This window comes from Xanthomonas cannabis, assembly GCF_040616535.1.
GTDB lineage: Bacteria > Pseudomonadota > Gammaproteobacteria > Xanthomonadales > Xanthomonadaceae > Xanthomonas > Xanthomonas cannabis.
This window is the reverse complement of sequence record NZ_CP136580.1, coordinates 2,551,049-2,569,766: the sequence shown is the minus strand read 5'-3', so window position 1 is coordinate 2,569,766 and position 18,718 is coordinate 2,551,049. Positions and strand designations below refer to the sequence as shown.

Here is an 18,718-nt window from a genome sequence, read left to right as displayed (position 1 = left end):
GAACCCCACAAGAAGAATCATGCCGTTTGACTATCTAGCAGAGTTTCCTATCCCGGTTCAGGTCATACCACCAAGGCTGCGCGGCTTGCTGGAGCCTGTCGGCCTGTCGCCAAGCCAATTCGTGGAGGTAGCCTCCATGCAGGAGTCCGATCCGCATGGAGAGCGAGCCGAGCACCTGCATTTGCTGATGGCCGTGGTTCCCGGGCTGGATGATGGCCCTATCGAAGTTCTATCTGAGGCAGGCGGTGGTGTGGTCGAGTACTCCGTTCCTGCCGGCGACGAGCGTGGCTGCTCGGCCGATTTTTCTCCGTCGATATCGGGCCATGACTACGTCGTCGCGGCGTGGGGTGATGGCTCGTTCTACACCTTCAATCTAGCCGAGAAGGTCTGGATGACTCTTGGACTGACACCCCGCTGCGTCGGCAATGATCAGCAACGTCTGGTCTACGATGACTTGGGGCTTCCAGAGTTTGGTGTGGCCGAGGGCGAGGTTTCCAGTGACTTCCACTGGAACTTGAAGAGAGCCGTCAGTTGGCGAATGTCGAATGAGTACCTCCGTCGCTATCTTTGGCTGCGTGGCGCCCGGGGTGTGCGAATCTTCTATTACTCAGTCCAGCTACCAGATGTCCCGGAAGTCCGCGCGATCATGGGGGGAGAGTCCCATGTGGGGCGCAAGCCTGCGGAAGGGGTGGCTTGGTATGAACTGGACATCCGCGAGCACAAGGGTGGGCTCCTGCTCCAGCTCTGGGCTTCGGTCGAGGCGGTGGTGCCGGAGCTCTGTCCAGAGCAGACTGCTGAGGGCGTTCTGTGGCCTGGTGACGCTCAGGCCATGACCCACTCGCGTGCGAATGCACTGGCGGGACATGATCCGGTCTACCTCGACGATAGGTTTCTCCAGAAGTACGAACAGAGCACTTTCTACGACACGACTCCGACGCATATTGGAGGACAGTGGTACTGCAGTCCGTCATATAGAGGGCAGTGGAGTTTCACCGAATGCCGGCGGGTCGGAAGAAATCTGATCCAAGTGCCGATGCGCGAGTTGTACAAGCCGAAGCCGGATCGCGAGATAGTTCACGCCCGCTCATTCGTGGTCGATCCGGCCGACTTGGCGCATGTGGACCGGAATGAAGAGCATGTGGTTGCGAAGGTGCAGCGGCAGCTCGATGTGCTTCTACGATTGGGTGACGGCCTTTCCGCACTCGGCGCAACCGTGGGGCTGAACAAGTCGGCGGTGGAGCTGACGGGCTTTGATCGTGCAGAGGTAGCGGCTAATGGTTGGTCAGCCTATCCGGCGCTCAGTCGGTTAGCCCAGGTCGCACCATTAGACATGTCGCAACAGATGTTCTTGGCTCGCTGCAAAGGCTTGCACGAGGTGTGGCAACGCGTTCCCAATGGCTACCTCAAGTCGTTGTTGGAGGCTGCCGGATGTCCGAGAGCTGCTGTCAGGGATCTTGGAAGCCTCAAGCTGCTGCAGGCCCTTCTGAACGTCATCGAAAGGTTGAATGCTCATGAGGAGGCAAGTGATGCCTTTGCTTCAGGGGTAGAGCCAGAAGGTTGGCGCATCCGCAGTGAAGCGATGGCGTCCCTGTTCCTGAACAACGACCTTCGTATTGCCGACGCTCACGAAACCGTGGAGCAGTGCCTCGCGACCCTGCAGCGCCTTGGCTTTGACACGGCGAACGTCAACGAGGGCTATGGCCGCGCGCTCGATTTCGTCATGGATGGCGTCATCAGTGCCCTAGAGGCAGTGGCCACAGCAATCGAGACGCTGTTGAGACGGCCGTAGGCGATCAATCAGCTGGCATTGAACGGGCAAGAATGCCGCGTTTTCTGTATCCTATGACCTGATTGATGATGGTGTCGCAAGAGTCGCTGTCCCGCGAATCGCTCCATCTCCCGCGCCGGCAAAAGATGTGCGTTTCTGACGGTATAAGCGACGGTAAAGATCCATGTCAATCACAGCCAATCCCTTTAGCCATGCGGGCTTGGGCGACCTGTTGATGATTGAGTGGGAGTGAGGGGCAGTCTGGCCCTGACCAGCGTTCGCTAGCCCCAGCACACTGAAAGCCCGCTTTATGCGGGCTTTCGGCTTTCAGCACAGCGTTCCGGGCAGGGATTGATGCGTAACGATCTGCCTGCAATCAGGCCACGTCGCGCGGCAGGCACTCACGGTGCGGAGTCGGGCCGGGTGGAGGAGCCGATCGCCTGACGCACCGCGCGGACATCGCGTGCGGGAGGCGCGCCGAACTGGCGGAGATATTCGCGGCTGAATTGCGAGGCGCTCTCATAGCCGACGGCGAAGGCGACATCGGACGCGCGATGCTCGCCAGCGAGCAGAAGCTGGCGCGCTTCCTGCAGTCGGAGGTGTTTCTGATACTGGATCGGGCTCAGGCCGGTCAGCGACAGAAAGTGGCGATGCAGACTCGCCCGGCTCATGCCGCTTGCCGCGCACAGTGCATCGATGCGCAGCCGTGCATCGAAATTGTCCCTGATCCAGGCCACCGCGCGCCGGATACTGCCGAGTGCGCCTTCGGGCTGGGCGATCTGCCGTAGCAGGCGGCCTTGCGGGCCTTGCAGGAGACGATAGAGCAATTCGCGCTCGAGCATCGGAGCCAGCACCGGGATGTCGGCGGGTGTGTCCAGCAGGGACAACAGCCGCAGCAAGGTGTCGCGGAGGGTGGGCGTCATGGGATTGATGGCGATGCCCATGCCCTTTTGTTCGCTCTCGCGTACCGGCGGCATGGTTGCGGCCAGCTCCGCCAGCACGGCCGGATCCAGCACCAGCGACACCGCAACGTAGGGCTGCCCGTCCGGGGCATCCAGAATCTGGCCGATCAACGGCAGGTCCAGGGCACTGATCAGATAATGTTCGCTGTCGTAGCTCAGCAAGGCGTCGTTGAGCGCGACGCGCTTGGAGCCCTGCAGGATGAAACAGATCATCGAGCGATACAGGCATGGCGCCTGGTCCGTGGAGCCTTGCCCCACGCACAGATCCACCCGCGGAATAGGGGTGGAGGTCAGGCCCGGCGGGGCATGGCGCAGGGCGATCTGAAGGTGGGGTACCAGGGCGTGCTGCATGCAGCGATTATGCCGGGGGCCGACCGCCGTACAAGATGCCTGAGACAATCGGGCAATGAATTGAGCGCATCAGGCGTGGGTTGGTCGGCGCTCGTTGCCTATCGTGGGCGGGTCGAAAAGCGCCGACAGGCGCACCCATCCAGCAGAGACCACGCATGACCCCTCAGATCGCACTCATCACCGGCGCCAGCCGCGGCCTTGGACGCAACATGGCGCTGCACCTCGCCAGGCGCGGTGTCCACATCATCGGTACCTATCGCAGCGGCGGCGCCGAAGCGGACACGCTGACGCACGAAATCCAGGCGCTCGGCGGCAAGGCGGCGATGCTGCCGCTCGATATCACCGACATTTCCAGCTATCCGACCTTCACCACTGCAGTGGCCGAGACGCTGAAGGCCGAGTTCGGCCGTGAGCGCTTCGATTTCGTGGTCAACAACGCCGGCAATGGTCTGTTCTCGAACTTCGTGGACGCCACCCAGGCGCAGTTTGCGTCGCTGGTGGAAACCCATCTGCGTGGCCCGATCTTTCTGACCCAGGCGCTGCTGCCGTTGCTGGAAGACGGTGGCCGCATCCTGAATGTCTCGTCCGGATTCGTGCGCTTCACCCTGCCGGGCTACGGCATCTATGCAGCGGTGAAGGCAGCCATCGAAGTGCTGACCCGTTACATGGCGGTGGAGCTTGGTGCGCGGCAGATCCGCGTCAACGCCATTGCGCCCGGCGCCATCGCGACCGATTTTGGCGGTGGCGCGGTGCGCGACAACCAGGATGTGAACGCCTATGTGGCGCAGGGCATCGCGCTGGGACGTGTGGGCTTGCCGGACGATATCGGCGGCGCAGTGGCGGCAATCCTGTCCAATGACATGCACTGGGCCAACGGCACCACCTTCGACATTTCCGGCGGCCAACTGCTCTGAGCGGAAATGCCACCCGTCCCTGCCAGTCTATCGGTGGGACTGCATGCCCACGCCAGCAGGGCGCAGATTGGTAAGCCGCCGTCGCGGCCACGGTGCTGCACGTGGCCGCGTGTCTTGGACAAACAAGTGATGCAGAACGGCAGCGGCTTGCCCTCCCTTCTGCATGACCTTGCCACCGTCACTTCGATGCGATTGCGTGACGTACCGGCATGCGCGCTGCGGTCGCGCATGTCGCTCAGACATGCAGTGGTTTCACGGGAGCGCAGTGAGCCATCACCCGGCAATGCGGTTCGCTATCGCAACGCAGCGAAGCTGCCGCCAAGAGAGGGTGCGTTGGTCATATGGTGATCCGGTAGTCAGGGCGCGTCAGACGAGCGAGACAACGATCTTGCCGCGTGCCTTGCGCGAGGTCAGGCGCGCCCAGGCCTGGTCGAAGGCGTCGATGGACGCAGTGCTGTCGATGACCACGCGCACACCTTGCGCGACGATGGATGCCACCAGCTGATCCAGACGGTCTGCGTAGGGTTTTGCATAGAACATGCTGGCCAGCACGCCGTGTGCATTGGCGGTTGCCTCGTCCGGCGGCATGGCCGTGGAGACCAGGCGTCCACCCGCACGCAGCACCGCATACGACTGTGTCTGGGTGTCGCCGCCGACCAGGTCCAGCACGACGTCCACGTTGGACGCGATGGCGGTGAAGTCCTCTGCGGTGTAGTCGATGACTTCATCGGCGCCCAGGTGACGGACCAGGTCCAGGCCATCACCGGAGGCTGTTGCGATGACGCGGGCGCCGGCCTTGCGCGCGAACTGCACCGCAAAGCTGCCTACGCCGCCGGCAGCGGCATGGATCAACACGGTTTCGCCTGCCTTGAGGCGCGCGGTGGAGAACAGCGCATGCCATGCGGTGATGCCGGCGGTGGGAATCGCAGCGCCTTCGGCCGCCGACAGGCCGGGCGGCAGCGCGACGCAGGCGGTGGCCGCGACGGCGGCGAATTCGGCAACCGCGCCGCTGCTGCCGGCATCGGTCCAGACCAGCACACGGTCGCCCGGTTGCCACTGCGTCACTGCAGCACCGACGCGTTCGATCACGCCGACGAAGTCGGTGCCCAGGGTGATGGGCAGGGAAATATCGAAAAAGTGCCGGGCAGCGCCGGAAACCACCAGCGCGTCGAGCGGGTTGAGTGCAGCGGCGTATACGCGCAGCAGCACCTGATCCGACGCGATGTCGGGCACGGCGATGTCTTCCGTGGCGGGACGGTCATTGAATCGATGGAGACGGACAGCTTTCATGAGGTGCTCCGATGGAGTTGAACGAGGCGACGCTGCGTGCGGCAGCTATCGTGGCGGTGGGACAGGTGTTGCGTCGGCAACGCCCGGTGAGATGAGCGGCAGGCACGGTCAGGCACGCCAGATCGACCGACCAGGCGAAAACGCGAGATGCAATGCACGGCAGTGGGTCGTTACCGCATCGCCGCGTGGTGGGTGCGAGGTGTTGCGGGTTATCCGCTCTGTGCCTTGACGGTGCGCTGGCCGACCGTTGCGCCCTGCAGCAAGGTACAGACCGCGTTGCCGACGATGCTGTCGATTTCCGACGTGTGCAGTGGCGGGCTGATCAGGCCGACGATTGCCAGCAACTTGACGTGGCTGGCGGTCATGCTCATGAACTGCTCCGCCAGCACATGAGCGGACAGGCGATCGGTGAACTGGCCGGGGGCATCGCCTTGCTGGGTGGCGATCCACTTGGCCACCTTGTCCTGAATCTTGAGGTAGCTGGCATTCAACATCGCCTGGGCGATATCCGGAAAGCGTTTGCCCTCGTTGGTCAGGATGCGATGCACGGCCAGTGTGTGCGGCGACAGCGCGGTGCGCACGAGGCTATGGCCGAGTGCGGGCAATACGTCTGCAGGATTGCGCCCTTCGATGACCAGTGCATCGAGCGGCTTGGCCATCTCTGCGGCCACGTGCAGCATCGCCGCCTTGAACAGCCCTTCCTTGCCGCCGAAATGCGCATAGACATTGCGTCGCGAGCCACCAACCGTGGCGATGAGGTCGTCCACCGAAACAGCGTCGAAGCCCAGCTCCAGAAAGCGCTCGGACGCCACCACGATGAGGTCGTGGATGCGCTGCGCACCCTTGGTCGTGCGGTGGATGCGGGCGTCGGAGTGCGGGATTGCCATGAGCCTGATTGTGCATTTGGTGAGGTACTGTACCTTACCATTTTGCGAACGCAAGTGATGTTGGTGTTTTCCGTGGCGCGTCGCACTGCTGTGCATGGGGCGTTGACAGCGGCGAGCAACGCGCCGAGCAGCTGGTCGGGCGGTGCGGCTGCAACGCGGCAGCGCGTGCCGATGTCCGCCCGCAGGCTGACGGACGCGAAAAAAAACGAGCGCTGGGCGCTCGTCTATATTCTGGGCTGTGGAGACCGATCTGGCTGCATCGGTGAGTGATGCGTCCCTGCTGCAATCGCGGGCTTTGTCGCTGCTGGCGCAGCCACCGTGAGCGATGCCCGGACCCAGATTGCCGGACGCGACGGCGCTTGCCTCAGCGCACCTTGGCCAGTGCCACGCGGGCATCGGCCATGAACTTTTGTGCTTCCTGCGGCGTAGCCAGGTTGGCGCCGAGCTGGCTGAGGACCTGTTCGATATCGCTGGAGGCTTCCCAGGCTTCGTCGCAGAGCATGCCGGCAATCGGGCCGAGATAATTCAATGCGACCTTTTCCAGCGCATCGCGAACCTGGTCGTCCGGTGCACCCGCGCCGCCGGTGGTCGAAGGTGCAAGGGCCGACGGTGCAGGGGCCTGCGCTGCGATCGGTGCCGGTGCAACCGGCGCCGCTGCGGGCGCGACCGGTGCACGGGCTGGTGCCGGCGCACCGCCCAGGTCCTGCTCGAACCCGCCCATCAACCACTGGCGGGAGTCTTCGCTCAGCAGCGACGGCTTGCCCATGCCGGCGCCGGGGTCGACCTGAAAGCGGGCCTTCGCCGCACCGACCATGGTGAGGCGTTGCACGGCCTCGTCATTGCGCAGCATGCGGAAGACCACTTCTTCGATCTGCCCGGCATTGATGCGAACGATGCAGGAATGATTTTCTTCGGTGACGACAAACAGAAAGCCGGACGCCTTCTTCAATGCCAACGCCCTGAGCTCGCGCAGGACATCGATCAGCGGACGGAATTCAGTGGACATGGCGTCTTCCTTGCATCATTTGGTACGGGTCAGGTGAAGCGGCTCAGCGTTTGCTGAGGCGCTCCATGGCCAGCCGGACACTGTTGGACAGGCGGGAAATGGCGCGCGCCAGGGTACCAATTTCATCCTTGAGGTTGACCTCGTCGATGGTGTGGTTCCACTTGCCCAGGCTCAGTTCTTCGGCCACGGTGGTCAGATGCTGGATGGGGCGCAACACGCGGCTCCAGATCAGCGCCCATTGCAGGCCGAGCAACAGCGCGCACACCAGCAGGCCGATGCCGGCAATCCACAGCGACTGACGCACGATCACGCCATTGACGTCGCTCTTGGGATACGCCGACACCAGGGTGAAGCCCCAATCGGGCACTTCCTGCTTGGTCACGACCCAGTCGTCCGGGCTGTCCTTGACGATGCGCTCGATGGTGGCGGTGTCGGTGGTGGCGCCGGTGGTGGACTGGAAGCGCAGCTTGTTCTTGCTGTCGAATACGGCGATGAAGCCGGAGTCGAGCACGCGGCGGCTGCTGACCACGTTTTCCAGGGCCTGCGTATCGGCCTTGTAGCCGACGTACCAGGCGCCGATGACGCGCTTGTCGCTGCCGGCGAAGATCGGCTCGTAGCCGGTGACGTACGGGTTGCCGAGGATGTCGACCACGCCGTAGAAGCTTTCGCCATTGCGCAGCTTGGCGGCGGCCTGGCCATTGGGGTCGAGCACGGTGCCGATGGCGCGGCTGCCGTCGTCCTTCTTGACGTTGGTGGAGATACGCACGAAGTCGTCGCCGGTGCGCGAGAACAGCGTGGCGGTGCCTTCGTGGATGGCGGTGACGTCGTCCAGCATGGTGAAGACGTTGGCCTGCGGGCGCTGGCCCAGCAACAGGTCATTGGCATTGCGATCGGCGACGCGGATCTCGTTGCCCACGCTCGGTGCGCCCTGCGCATTGGCTTCCTTGCGCAGCTGGCGCATGGAGGAATTGACACGGTCGAGCATCATCGAGCGGGTGACCGCGAACAAGGTCTGCAAGGACACCGACTGGCGCTCGATCGAGTCGCCGGCTTCGAACTTGACCCGGTTCGCTTCGGTAATGGCCAGAATGACCGTCAGTGCCACCACCACGACCAGCACCAAGGCCAGCACCGGCAACAGCAGGCGCACCCGCAAAGAGTGACGAAGCATCGCAATTCCCCTGAACGCGTTTAAATGATTGAAACGATGGCCGCCGCGGCGTCGTGCGGCGGTCGGACGTAGCCGTTATCGGCTGTCACCCATGATGCTGAAGCGGCCCCCATGCCGCTGGCGGTGCATACGATAGCTCAAGCCGATCCATTTGACAGGGTGCACCGATCATGGCGTGCGCCTTGCGTTCAAGAATGCTCGACCGTGTTGCAAAGTTGGCGGAGTGGACTGGGCGACTGCAGCCCGGGGCGCGCGCTTGCCGGACCAGTCCAGGTCCGTACTTTCGCCAGTCACGCTGCCGCGCTGCAGATCGGCATGGCTGCAGGCAAAACGTCGTGGGTGAAGTTCGATCCCCGCTGTTCGATCGATGCGGGCCGGGCACCGGTGTCGCTCAGGTTTCCAGCGACAGGATTCCGCGGCGCAGCGCGACGGTGACCGCATGGGTGCGATCACGCACGCCCAGCTTGGCGAGGATGTTCTTCATGTGCGCCTTGACCGTCTCTTCGGCGATGGTCAGCGCATTGCCGATCTGCTTGTTGGAGCAGCCGGTGGCGACCAGGTTGAGCACCTCGGTCTCGCGGGCGGACAGTGCGTCGTCGAGCACGTGGGCGGCGATGTTTTCGGCCACCGACGCCGGCACATGCCGGCGCTGGCCACGGCGCACGTCGCGGATGGTGTCGACCAGTTCGCGCCGCAACGCGCTCTTGAGCAGGTAGCCGCAGGCGCCGGCCTGCAGGGCGCGCACCGCACGCACATCGCCGGTGTAGGTGGTCAGCACGATGACCTTGGCGGACGGGTCGACGCGGCGGATGCGCTGGATGGCTTCCACGCCATCCACGTGCGGCATCTGCAGGTCCATCAACACCACGTCCGGGCGCAGGCGGGTGTAGCAGGCCACCGCCTGCTCGCCATCTTCGGCCTCGCCCACCACGCGCATGTCGCGTTCGGCGGCAAGCATGGCGCTCAGGCCATCGCGCAGCAACGGATGATCGTCCACCACCAGCACGTTGGTTGGTTTGACCGTCTCAGCCATTGAAGCTCTCCATGGAGCGTGCGTGTCCAAAGGGCCACCACCAGCGCGGCGGCCGTGCGTAAGCGGTACGGGCGGGTAGCACGATCTGGATCTCGGTGCCGCTGCCCGGACGCGACCACAATTGCATCTTGGCGCCGATGCGCTGCGCGCGTTCCTGCATGCCGGTCAGCCCCCAGTGCCCGGTGCGCGCCTGACCATGCAGCACGTCCGGGTCCAGGCCGCAGCCATCGTCGCGGATGCGCAGCGTGAAGTCACGTGAACCATAACGCAGTTCCAGCGCGATGCGCGTGGCCGCGGCATGCCGGTCGGCGTTGGCCAGTGCCTCGCGGCCCAGCTGGAACAGTTCGTCGGCCACCAGCGGACGCAGCGCCACCGCTCGGCCGTCCACCAAGACCTGCAACTCGGCCGCGGGCGGGGGCATGCTGGCGTTGCGCGAGCGCTGCAGCGCGGCGGCCAGGTCCTCGCGCAGCGAGTAGCTGTCGCGCAGGCCGTTGACGCGGTCGCGGCCCTCGATCAGGGCGTTCTCGGCCAGATCCACCGCTTGTTCCAGTTCCAGCCGGCGGGGGTCGTTCCAGGGCAGCGAGCGGCTGGCGGCATGCAGCCGCAGGATCAATCCTTGCGTGCCCTGCAACAAGGTGTCGTGCAGCTCGCGGGCGATACGCTCGCGTTCGCGGTACCGCTCTTCCAGTCGAGCCCGCAGGCGTCCGGCCACCTGGCGGGTGCGCATGCGCCACAGCAGGGCAAGGGTCAGCAGCAGTGCCAGTGCGGCGCAGACCTTGAACTGCCAGGTCTGCACGAAGGCCGCCTCGATGACGAAATCGAGCGTGTCGCCGCGCGCGTTCCAGACGCCATCGTTGTTGGCGGCGGCGATGCGGAAGCGGTAACGGCCTGGCGCCAGATTCGTATAGAACGCCTCGTTGCGATTGCCGGCGTCCTGCCAGCGTGCGTCCACGCCCTCCAGCCGGTAGCGGAAGCGCACCCGCTCGGGGCGGGTGAGGCTGACCGCGTCATAGCCGATGCGCAGGCGGTCGGTCCACTTGGGCAGGCGCAGGCCGTCGTCGCGCGGGTAGGGCCGGTCGTTGGCGACGATCTCGGTGATGAAGACATCCGGCGCGGTGGGATTGCGGTAGGTCTGGTCCGGGTCGAGCCAGGCCAGGCCCTGGTTGGTGGTGAACCACAGCAGGCCGTCATCGGCGGCGATGGCGGTAGGCACCGGCGTGGCCTGCTGGGCGATGCCGGGCAACCCATCCATGATGTCGTACAGCCGCATCGGGCCGACCACGCCAGCGCGCACGCTGCTCAGCAATGCCCGTTGCGCTACCTGCACCACGCCACGGTTGCCGTTCAACCACAGCATGCCGTGCCGGTCCTGCACGATGCCGGTGATGCCCTGCAGCAGCGGCGCGCTCTGGTCGGCTACCTGATGGAAGCGGCCATCGGCGCCGAGCAGGGCCAGCCCGGTCTCGCCGGCGACCAGGGTGAGCGTGGGCCCGTGCCAGATGGCGGTGATCGGCCCCACCGACAGGCCATCGGCTGCGGCGTAGCGTTTGAGTTGTTGCCCCTGCAGCACGCGCACTTCGCCCTTGACGGTGCCCACCCACAGGCCGCCGTCCCGGGTCGTGGTCAGCACCGAGCAGGGCGTGTCCTGCAGCGTGGCAACGGGCACCCACGCCTTGCCATCGAAGACGTGGGGGCCACCGGCATCCGGGCAGACCCATGGCTGGTCGTGGCTGTCCACCATGAAGGCGCGAATGGCGCCGGGTGTCGCGCCGAGCGGCAACGCCACCGCCTGCGCATGGCCGGCCTGCAGACGCAGCAGGGCGTGTTCGCCGAGCACCCAGCCGCTGGCGCTTGCGGGCACTGCCAGGGTGCTGGCGGCAGGCGCGCCGTGCTGCAGGCGCACGATGCGCTCGCGGCTCAACGCGAGCACGCGGTCGTCGCGCAGGCTGGCCAGCAGCGGGCCGGGCGAGGCGCCCGGGGCGGTCGCAAAGGTGGCCACCGCCATCGGCTGGCCCGGCAGCAACGCGGCCAGCGGCAGCAATGCGCGGTGTCGAAAGCGATTCAGGCCCAGATTGGTGCCGGCCCACAGGTTGCCTTCGCGATCTTCGAGCAGGGGCCCGGCGGTCGCCGAGGTCAGCCCTTGCACCGGTCCGAAGCGTTCCAGCACCGGTGCCGGTGCTGCAGGCAGGGCGATGCGGAACACGCCGTGCGCGGCATAGTCGCTGCCCCACAGCGCGCCATCGCGCATGAAACGAATGCGCCGTGCGAAGACGCCGGGAAATTGCGGCTGGGCGCGCGCACTCGCCGGCACGACCTGGCCCTTGGAATCGGTCAACGCGAAGACGCCGCGGTAAGGGTCGGCGACCCAGATCACGCCGTCCGGGCTCTCGGCCATGGTGACGTACAGGCCCACCGGCTGGCCGCTGGGTTCGAAGCGTCGCGCACCGGGGCGCAACGACAGAATCTGGGTGCCGTCGCTGACCCAGAGCACGCCGCGCACGTCGCGCAGCAGCCAGTGGGCGCGCGCGGCCGTGTATCCCCAATCGGCGCCGGCGCGCTGCCAGCGTTGGCCATCGAACCAGCACAGACCGCCATCGATGGCGGCCCACATGCGCCCGCTGCCATCGTGCTCGATCCGGAACACCATGCCGTCGGGCACGTCCTTGCCCGGGGCGAAGTGGGTGAGGTGACCGTCTGCAAGGCGGTCGATGCCGGCGTTGAAATAGCCGATCCACGCGGTGTCGTCCGGCGCCAGCGACAGCGCCGTCATGTTGTGCGATGCATAGGCCTCGCCATCCGGTGGCGCCTGGCGCGTGAAGCGCTCTCCATCGAACTGGAAAAGGCCGAAGCCGGTGGCCAGCCACAACGGGCCGGCGTCGGCCTGCTGGATGTCCCAGATGTCGGCCGGCGCACCGCGCTCGGTGCTCCAGGCGGTGTGGTGGAACTGCAACAGCCCGGCGCGGGTCGCGACGATGTCGCCACGTGCGGCGAGCGCGCACCACGGCAAGCCACTGCACACGACGACGAGCACCACTGCGCACAGGCGAAACAGCAGGCGTGATCGGATGACGGGGGCATGCGGCATCGCGGCATTGTCGGGCGAGATCGGGGGAAGCACCACCACCTCTTTCGGGGGAGGGACGTCCGGCGCCAAATCGGGTACGCATGGAATGACGCGCAGTCACGCCTGCCTGCACGCAGCACGCATGCATCACGCACTGCGCGCTGGCGCGCTCGCAGTCTGGTGCGTGCCAACGCTGGTCTGCAGAGGATCTTTGGCCTTGCATCGTGCGGCTCTTGCAGTGGCGTTCGCTCTGCCGCCCGTGCTCACCTGCGCCACTGTCTGCAGGGGAGCCTCACACCGCAACTTGGGCAATGGCTGCGTAGCGGCGCGTGGCTGCCAGCGCGCACCGCGCGGTGCTGTGATGACCAACATGCCGCTGCGTTGCAAGGGCATGCCGCTCCCCCGAAAGAGTGAGCGATCGGCCTCACCATCAGGGGTGGGGCGATGCCGGGGCTCGCCGCACCATGGCGGCATTCCCCGCCGGAGACGCCGCATGGCACGTCTGATTGCCACAGGTCGCCCCGATCTGCATGCCGCTGCCACGCTGTCGCCGCATGCACCACGCACACGTGCGGTGGCAAGAGCGCTGCATTACATCGAGACGCACCTATACGAGCCGATCGGCGTGGCGCACCTGGCCGGCGCTGCCTGCATGAGCCGTTTCCATTTCGCACGGGTGTTTCGCGACGCCATCGGCGCCAGCCCGATGGAATACCTGCGCCGTCGTCGGCTCGAATGTGCGCAGGCCATGTTGCGCGAAGGCCGCCACACCATCAGCCAGATCGCCACCGATCTGTGCTTCTTCGATCAAAGCCATTTCGTGCGCAGCTTCCGCAACGCCACCGGCTGCACGCCGGCGCGCTTTGCCGCGCAGGTTGCGGTCGATCGCTGTCTGGCAATACCCGCACCGCGTGCGCATCGGCACACCGGTCATTCCTTTTCCACCTCCCAGGAGCAACACGCATGACCACTGCCACCGCCGTCCCCGGTAACGCCCTGCTGTCGCCCGGCGATCACACCTTGATCCTGATCGACCATCAGTCGCAGATGGCCTTTGCCACCCACACCATCGACATCTCGGCACTGCGCAACAACGTGTCGCTGATTGCCAAGGGCGCCAAGGGCTTCAAGGTGCCGGTGATCCTGACCACCGTGGCGGAAAAGTCGTTCTCCGGCCCGCTGTTTCCGGAGTTGCCGGACATCTTTCCGGGTGAGCCGGTGTTCGATCGCACCAGCATGAATGCCTGGGAAGACCAGGGGGTGATCGACCGCGTCAATGCCATCGGCAAGCAGCGCCTGGTGATTGCCGGGCTTTGGACCAGCGTGTGCATCGTCGGCCCGGCCCTGTCGGCCATCGAGCAGGGCTTCGAGGTCTACGTCATCACCGACGCCTGCGGCGATGTCAGCGACGAAGCGCACGAACGCGCCGTCACCCGCATGGTGCAGGCCGGCGCCGCGCCGATCACCAGCGTGCAGTACCTGCTGGAATTGCAGCGCGATTGGGCGCGTGGCGACACCTACGAGCTCACCACCGGCATCGCACGCGCACACGCCGGCGGCTACGGCATCGGCATCCAGTACGCCAAGAGCATGTTCGGCGCCCAGGAAGGCGGGCATTGAACGCACCTAGGCCACGCAGTGAGGCCGGTGCTGCCGCGGCATTGTTGATGCTGCGCATTGCCGGCGGCGGCTTCCTGCTGCCGCACGGGCTGGGCAAATTGCTCGGGTGGTTTGGTGGACCCGGGCTGGGCGGTTTTGCAGCAGAGTTGCAGCAGTTCGGGCTTCCGTCCACCACCCCGTTGCCGTTGGTGCTGGCGTTGGTGCAGACACTGTCCGGGCTGGCGGTGCTGTTCGGGTTCTGGACCCGTGCGAGTGCCGCGTTGGCGGCGCTGTTCATCGCCACCACCGTGCTGGTGGCGATGCCGAAAGGCTGGTTCTGGATGCATGGCGGCATGGAATATCCGTCGATGTGGCTGCTGGTGTTGCTGGCGCTGGTCGCCGCCGGCGCTGGTCCGTGGTCGCTGGATGGGCTGCGCCGGCAGGGTGCGGCATGAGCCGCGTGCCGGGCGATCACGATGCCGGGCGGCGCCTGCTGATGCAAGGCGCCGCGGCCGGTCTTGCGCTGGGCGTGCTGCCCGGCGCTTCCTCCGCTTCAAGGACGCCTGCCATGGCCGATCTCGTCGTTCGCAATGCGCGCATCACCACGCTCGATCCGCGTCGGCCCAGTGCCACCGCACTTGCCGTCAGCGCTGGGCGCATCGTCGCGGTTGGCGACGATGCGCAGATCATGGCCATGGCTGAAGGTGCCCGCATCATCGATGCACAGGGACGGCGCCTGCTGCCCGGCCTCAACGACAGCCATACCCATCTGATCCGCGGCGGGCTCAACTACAACCTGGAGTTGCGTTGGGATGGCGTGCGTTCGCTGGCCGATGCAATGGCCATGCTCAAGGCGCAGGTCGATCGCACTCCGGCGCCGCAGTGGGTGCGCGTGGTCGGCGGTTTCACCTCGCATCAGTTCGTCGAAAAGCGCCTGCCCACGCTGGAGGAGATCAATGCGATTGCGCCGGATACACCGGTGTTTCTGCTGCATCTGTACGATCGCGCCTTGCTCAATCGTGCGGCCTTGCGTGCCTGCGGTTACGACAAGAACACGCAGGACCCGCCCGGCGGGCGCATCGAACGCGACAAGCTCGGCAATCCCACCGGTCTGCTGCTGGCCAAGCCCAATGCACTGATCCTGTACGCAAGCCTCGCCAAGGGCCCGCGCCTGCCGGTGGAATACCAGGCCAATTCCACCCGCCATTTCATGCGCGAACTCAATCGCCTGGGCATCACCTCGGTGATCGATGCCGGCGGCGGCTTCCAGAATTATCCGGAGGACTACCAGGTCATCGAACAACTGCATGCGGCTGGCCAGCTGAGCGTGCGCATCGCCTACAACCTGTTCACCCAGAACAAGGACAAGGAGGTGCAGGACTTCCGTGGCTGGACCGAGCTGCTACCGGTGCGCCAGGGCGATGACCTGCTGCGTCACAACGGTGCCGGCGAAATGCTGGTGTTCTCTGCGGCGGACTTCGAATTGTTCAGCGAGCCACGGCCGGAGCTGCCGCCGGAGCTGGAGCCCGAGCTGGAGCAGGTGGTGCGGCTGCTGGTCGAGAAACGCTGGCCGTTCCGGATCCACGCCACCTACGACGAAAGCATCGAGCGCATTCTCGATGTGTACGAGAAGGTCGATGCCGACATCCCGTTCGATGGCCTGCACTGGTTCATCGATCACGCCGAGACCATCACGCCGCGCAACATCGACCGCATCCGCGCGCTGAATGGCGGCATCGCCGTGCAACACCGCATGGCCTACCAGGGCGAGGCGTTTGTGGAGCGCTATGGCGTGCAGGCGGCGCGGCACACGCCACCGGTGCGGCGCATGCTGGCTGCCGGTGTCCCGGTGGGCGCCGGCACCGATGCCACGCGGGTGGCCAGCTACAACCCGTGGGTGGCGCTGTCGTGGCTGGTGACCGGGCGCACCGTCGGCGGGCTTGCGCTGTACGGCGAGGAAAACTTGCTCGATCGCGAGCAGGCGCTGCGCCTGTGGACCCAGGGCAGTGCCTGGTTCTCCGGCGACGAGTCCACCAAGGGCACCCTGGTGGCCGGGCAGCTGGCGGACTTCATCGTGTTGTCGGACGATTATTTTCGTGTCGACGACGCCGCCATTGCCGACATCACCAGTGTGCTCACCGTCTTGGGCGGGCAGGTGGTGCATGGCGATGGCGACTTCGCGGCGCTGGCACCGCGCTTGCCGCCTGCGATGCCGGACTGGTCACCAGTCAACCGGTTTGGTGGCTACCACGTGGGCGGCGGAGCCAGTGCATTGGCCGGCGCCGCGCACGTGCATGGCCACGGCTGCCAGGCGCACGGGCCATACCAACATGCGGCCCAGCATGCAGCGCCGAGCGACGACCTGCGCGGTTTCTGGGGCGCATTGGGTTGCTCATGCTTCGCGTTCTGACACCGGCCGCGCGGCCACGCGCAGGCAGCTGCGTGTGGCCGCGCTGCGCCATTCGTCCTGCTTCGTCACCTGGAGCCTTGCTGCAATGACTTCTTCTGCCGCACCTGCCGATGGCGGTGCCTGGGCGCCGCTGCGTGCGCCGATCTTCCGCGCGCTGTGGCTGGCGATTCTGGGCAGCAACATCGGCACCTGGATCAACGATGTCGCCGCCTCCTGGGTCATGGCCGAGCAGACCGGCTCACCGCTGATGGTGGCCGCGGTGCAATCGGCCACCACCTTGCCGGTGGTGCTGTTTGCCCTGGCTGCCGGCACCCTGGCCGACATCGTCGACCGCCGCCGTTATCTGATGCTCACCCAGGGCTGGATGCTGCTGGTGGCCGGTGCGCTGGCGGTGCTCGCGCATCTGCAGCTGCTGACTCCCTGGGTGCTGGTGGCACTGACCTTTGCGATGGGCATGGGGGCGGCGATGGCCATGCCGGCGCAAGCGGCGATCGTGTCGGAACTGGTGCCGCGCCCGATGCTGGCCTCGGCGGTGGCGCTCAATTCGATCGGCATGAACATCGCGCGTTCGATCGGCCCGGCGATCGGTGGGCTGATCGTGGCGCAGTTCGGGCCGCCGTGGGCGTTTCTGCTCAACGGGGTGACCTTCGGCCTGATGTTACTGGTGCTGTGGCGCTGGCGCCGCGAGGCGGATGCTTCGGCGTTGCCGCCGGAGAGTTTTGGCGCGGGCCTGCGTGCGGGCCTGCGCTACGCCGCACGCGCAGGGCGCCTGCAGGCGGTGCTGATCAAGGCCGCGGGGTTCTTCCTGTTTGCCAGCGCATTGACGGCCTTGCTGCCGCTGGTGGTCCGCCGCGACATGCAGCTGGGCGCCGGCAGTTACGGCATCCTGCTGGGCTGCATCGGCATTGGCGCGATCAGCGGTGCGCTGCTGCTGCCGCGCCTGCGCGCGCGCTACGACCGCGACCTGCTGGTGTTGGTCGCCACCGTGGTGTGCGCAGCCTCGTTGCTGGGGCTGTCGCTGTCGCGTCAGATCGGCGTGTTGTGCGTGGTGATGGTGGTCAACGGTCTGGCCTGGATCACCGTGTTGTCGTCGTTGCAGATCGCCGCGCAGACCGCAGTGCCTGCCTGGGTGCGCGCGCGCGCACTGTCGTTGTACATCGTGGTGTTCTCGGCAGGCATGGCGGCCGGCTCGCTGCTATGGGGCGCGCTGGCGCAGCGCACCTCGATCGCGGTTGCCCTGCAGATCGCCGCCGCCGGTGCGGTCATCGCCGCGCTGCTGGTCAAGCGGGCGCGCATTGCCGGCACCGAACAGCTGGACCTCGCACCCGGCGGGCACTGGCCCGCACCGGCGCAATCGGACGCGGTGGAACACGATCGCGGCCCGGTGCTGGTAACGGTGGAATACCGCATCGCCGCCGATGCGCGCCTCACGTTCCTGCAGCTGATGACGCAGCTGGGCAACGCGCGACGCCGCGATGGCGCGGTGGTCTGGGGTATTGCCGAGGATGCGGCGACGCCCGGAGTGCAACTCGAGTACTTCATCGTCGCCTCGTGGCTGGAACACCTGCGACAGCACGAGCGCGTCACCGGCGATGACCGCCAGCTGCAGGAACAGATCCGTGCCCTGCATCAGGGCGAACGCGCGCCGGTGGTGCGCCACTTCGTTGGCGGCGGCGGTGCTGCAGTGCCGCCGCATGCGCATTCGGATATCTGATGGCCGTGAACTGGAAGTTCATCGGCGGTGTCGTGCTGGGCGTGGCCATCGGCGTCGGTTGCCGTGCCGCCGGTATTCCATCGCCTGCACCAACGGCCTTTGTCGGCGCGCTGCTGGTGCTGGCGATGACATGCGGCTATGCAGTGGCCGACCGGTTCCTGGCCCGGCGTGCCGCACGTCATCTGACGCATTGCGGCGGACCCAGCGGCCGCAGTGCAGGGCAGGGCGACGCATGAGCCTGGCATTACTCGGGGTGCTGCTTGCACTGGCGATTGGCGTTGGCTGTCGTCTGCTCGATCTGCCGTTGCCGGCACCGCCACGCCTGACCGGTGCGCTGCTAGTAGTGGCAATGAGCGGCGGGTTCCTGCTGGCCGACTGGTTGCTGCAATAAGGCAGCGCTGCACCTGGATACTGTTGATGCAAACAGCAGTGCCGCACACATCCAACTGAAGACTGCTCGCACCGTTGATTCAGCCCTTCCCGGATCCAGCATCGGCATCGTCAACGCAGAAAAGGCCGGCTCTCACGAGCCGGCCCTTGTCGTGCGCG

Annotated in this window: 16 protein-coding genes; 9 read left to right on the top strand and 7 right to left on the bottom strand. The window is 65.9% G+C overall.

Annotated features, from left to right (window positions below):
• Positions 1–19 precede the first annotated feature (19 nt).
• Positions 20–1,789, top strand: a complete 1,770-nt coding sequence (locus tag RZV17_RS10960; RefSeq protein WP_355603320.1) for a hypothetical protein — start codon at positions 20–22, stop codon at positions 1,787–1,789.
• A 380-nt stretch (positions 1,790–2,169) separates the two neighbouring features.
• On the opposite strand, the gene RZV17_RS10955 is transcribed toward RZV17_RS10960, so the two are convergent.
• Positions 2,170–3,081: an AraC family transcriptional regulator gene (locus RZV17_RS10955; protein ID WP_184374982.1), complete on the bottom strand. Its 912-nt coding sequence runs from the start codon at positions 3,079–3,081 to the stop codon at positions 2,170–2,172.
• Between the two features lie 155 nt (positions 3,082–3,236).
• Here RZV17_RS10955 and RZV17_RS10950 point away from each other — a divergent pair, with 155 nt between their 5' ends.
• Positions 3,237–3,995: an SDR family NAD(P)-dependent oxidoreductase gene (locus RZV17_RS10950; protein ID WP_166751074.1), complete on the top strand. Its 759-nt coding sequence runs from the start codon at positions 3,237–3,239 to the stop codon at positions 3,993–3,995.
• A 366-nt stretch (positions 3,996–4,361) separates the two neighbouring features.
• On the opposite strand, the gene RZV17_RS10945 is transcribed toward RZV17_RS10950, so the two are convergent.
• The 6 genes from RZV17_RS10945 to RZV17_RS10920 form a co-directional block, all read right to left on the bottom strand.
• Positions 4,362–5,285: an NADP-dependent oxidoreductase gene (locus RZV17_RS10945; protein WP_179455920.1), complete on the bottom strand. Its 924-nt coding sequence runs from the start codon at positions 5,283–5,285 to the stop codon at positions 4,362–4,364.
• 209 nt (positions 5,286–5,494) lie between these two features.
• Complete coding sequence (locus RZV17_RS10940; RefSeq protein WP_355603314.1) at positions 5,495–6,172, bottom strand: TetR/AcrR family transcriptional regulator; 678 nt, start codon at positions 6,170–6,172, stop codon at positions 5,495–5,497.
• Between the two features lie 364 nt (positions 6,173–6,536).
• The gene (locus tag RZV17_RS10935) at positions 6,537–7,178 is read right to left on the bottom strand and encodes a hypothetical protein (RefSeq protein WP_166744386.1); all 642 of its coding nucleotides are present in this window, start codon (positions 7,176–7,178) and stop codon (positions 6,537–6,539) included.
• A gap of 43 nt (positions 7,179–7,221) precedes the next feature.
• Positions 7,222–8,349, bottom strand: coding sequence for a Cache 3/Cache 2 fusion domain-containing protein (locus RZV17_RS10930; protein WP_047694931.1), 1,128 nt, complete (start codon positions 8,347–8,349; stop codon positions 7,222–7,224).
• A 391-nt stretch (positions 8,350–8,740) separates the two neighbouring features.
• Positions 8,741–9,382, bottom strand: a complete 642-nt coding sequence (locus RZV17_RS10925; protein WP_166744384.1) for a response regulator transcription factor — start codon at positions 9,380–9,382, stop codon at positions 8,741–8,743.
• Positions 9,375–12,467 carry a triple tyrosine motif-containing protein gene (locus tag RZV17_RS10920; RefSeq protein ID WP_355603309.1) on the bottom strand — a complete coding sequence of 1,031 codons (3,093 nt, stop codon included), beginning with the start codon at positions 12,465–12,467 and terminating at the stop codon, positions 9,375–9,377. The genes RZV17_RS10925 and RZV17_RS10920 overlap by 8 nt, the downstream gene beginning before the upstream one ends.
• Before the next feature lie 472 nt (positions 12,468–12,939).
• Here RZV17_RS10920 and RZV17_RS10915 point away from each other — a divergent pair, with 472 nt between their 5' ends.
• From RZV17_RS10915 to RZV17_RS10885, 7 genes are all read left to right on the top strand, one after another.
• Complete coding sequence (locus tag RZV17_RS10915) at positions 12,940–13,413, top strand: helix-turn-helix transcriptional regulator (protein ID WP_355504657.1); 474 nt, start codon at positions 12,940–12,942, stop codon at positions 13,411–13,413.
• Positions 13,410–14,066 carry a hydrolase gene (locus RZV17_RS10910; RefSeq protein WP_047694923.1) on the top strand — a complete coding sequence of 219 codons (657 nt, stop codon included), beginning with the start codon at positions 13,410–13,412 and terminating at the stop codon, positions 14,064–14,066. The genes RZV17_RS10915 and RZV17_RS10910 overlap by 4 nt, the downstream gene beginning before the upstream one ends.
• 47 nt (positions 14,067–14,113) lie before the next feature.
• On the top strand, positions 14,114–14,500 hold the full coding sequence (locus RZV17_RS10905) for a DoxX family protein (RefSeq protein WP_179456062.1): 387 nt from the start codon (positions 14,114–14,116) through the stop codon (positions 14,498–14,500).
• A gap of 113 nt (positions 14,501–14,613) precedes the next feature.
• A complete protein-coding gene (locus RZV17_RS10900; protein ID WP_355603305.1) occupies positions 14,614–16,455 on the top strand; it encodes an amidohydrolase in 1,842 nt (613 codons plus the stop codon).
• Positions 16,456–16,540: 85 nt separating this feature from the next.
• Complete coding sequence (locus RZV17_RS10895; RefSeq protein WP_355603302.1) at positions 16,541–18,169, top strand: MFS transporter; 1,629 nt, start codon at positions 16,541–16,543, stop codon at positions 18,167–18,169.
• 5 nt (positions 18,170–18,174) lie between these two features.
• The gene (locus RZV17_RS10890) at positions 18,175–18,405 is read left to right on the top strand and encodes a DUF1427 family protein (RefSeq protein ID WP_039409767.1); all 231 of its coding nucleotides are present in this window, start codon (positions 18,175–18,177) and stop codon (positions 18,403–18,405) included.
• Positions 18,402–18,560: a XapX domain-containing protein gene (locus RZV17_RS10885; RefSeq protein ID WP_039409705.1), complete on the top strand. Its 159-nt coding sequence runs from the start codon at positions 18,402–18,404 to the stop codon at positions 18,558–18,560. Before RZV17_RS10890 ends, RZV17_RS10885 begins: the two co-directional genes overlap by 4 nt.
• Positions 18,561–18,718 lie beyond the last annotated feature (158 nt).

What these genes read in the sequence shown, in the direction of transcription:
- RZV17_RS10960 (WP_355603320.1), top strand. Translation starts at nt 20, where the DNA reads ATGCCGTTTGACTATCTAGCAGAGTTTCCTATCCCGGTTCAGGTCATA.
- RZV17_RS10955 (WP_184374982.1), bottom strand. Translation starts at nt 3,081, where the DNA reads ATGCAGCACGCCCTGGTACCCCACCTTCAGATCGCCCTGCGCCATGCC.
- RZV17_RS10950 (WP_166751074.1), top strand. Translation starts at nt 3,237, where the DNA reads ATGACCCCTCAGATCGCACTCATCACCGGCGCCAGCCGCGGCCTTGGA.
- RZV17_RS10945 (WP_179455920.1), bottom strand. Translation starts at nt 5,285, where the DNA reads ATGAAAGCTGTCCGTCTCCATCGATTCAATGACCGTCCCGCCACGGAA.
- RZV17_RS10940 (WP_355603314.1), bottom strand. Translation starts at nt 6,172, where the DNA reads ATGGCAATCCCGCACTCCGACGCCCGCATCCACCGCACGACCAAGGGT.
- RZV17_RS10935 (WP_166744386.1), bottom strand. Translation starts at nt 7,178, where the DNA reads ATGTCCACTGAATTCCGTCCGCTGATCGATGTCCTGCGCGAGCTCAGG.
- RZV17_RS10930 (WP_047694931.1), bottom strand. Translation starts at nt 8,349, where the DNA reads ATGCTTCGTCACTCTTTGCGGGTGCGCCTGCTGTTGCCGGTGCTGGCC.
- RZV17_RS10925 (WP_166744384.1), bottom strand. Translation starts at nt 9,382, where the DNA reads ATGGCTGAGACGGTCAAACCAACCAACGTGCTGGTGGTGGACGATCAT.
- RZV17_RS10920 (WP_355603309.1), bottom strand. Translation starts at nt 12,467, where the DNA reads ATGCCGCATGCCCCCGTCATCCGATCACGCCTGCTGTTTCGCCTGTGC.
- RZV17_RS10915 (WP_355504657.1), top strand. Translation starts at nt 12,940, where the DNA reads ATGGCACGTCTGATTGCCACAGGTCGCCCCGATCTGCATGCCGCTGCC.
- RZV17_RS10910 (WP_047694923.1), top strand. Translation starts at nt 13,410, where the DNA reads ATGACCACTGCCACCGCCGTCCCCGGTAACGCCCTGCTGTCGCCCGGC.
- RZV17_RS10905 (WP_179456062.1), top strand. Translation starts at nt 14,114, where the DNA reads ATGCTGCGCATTGCCGGCGGCGGCTTCCTGCTGCCGCACGGGCTGGGC.
- RZV17_RS10900 (WP_355603305.1), top strand. Translation starts at nt 14,614, where the DNA reads ATGGCCGATCTCGTCGTTCGCAATGCGCGCATCACCACGCTCGATCCG.
- RZV17_RS10895 (WP_355603302.1), top strand. Translation starts at nt 16,541, where the DNA reads ATGACTTCTTCTGCCGCACCTGCCGATGGCGGTGCCTGGGCGCCGCTG.
- RZV17_RS10885 (WP_039409705.1), top strand. Translation starts at nt 18,402, where the DNA reads ATGAGCCTGGCATTACTCGGGGTGCTGCTTGCACTGGCGATTGGCGTT.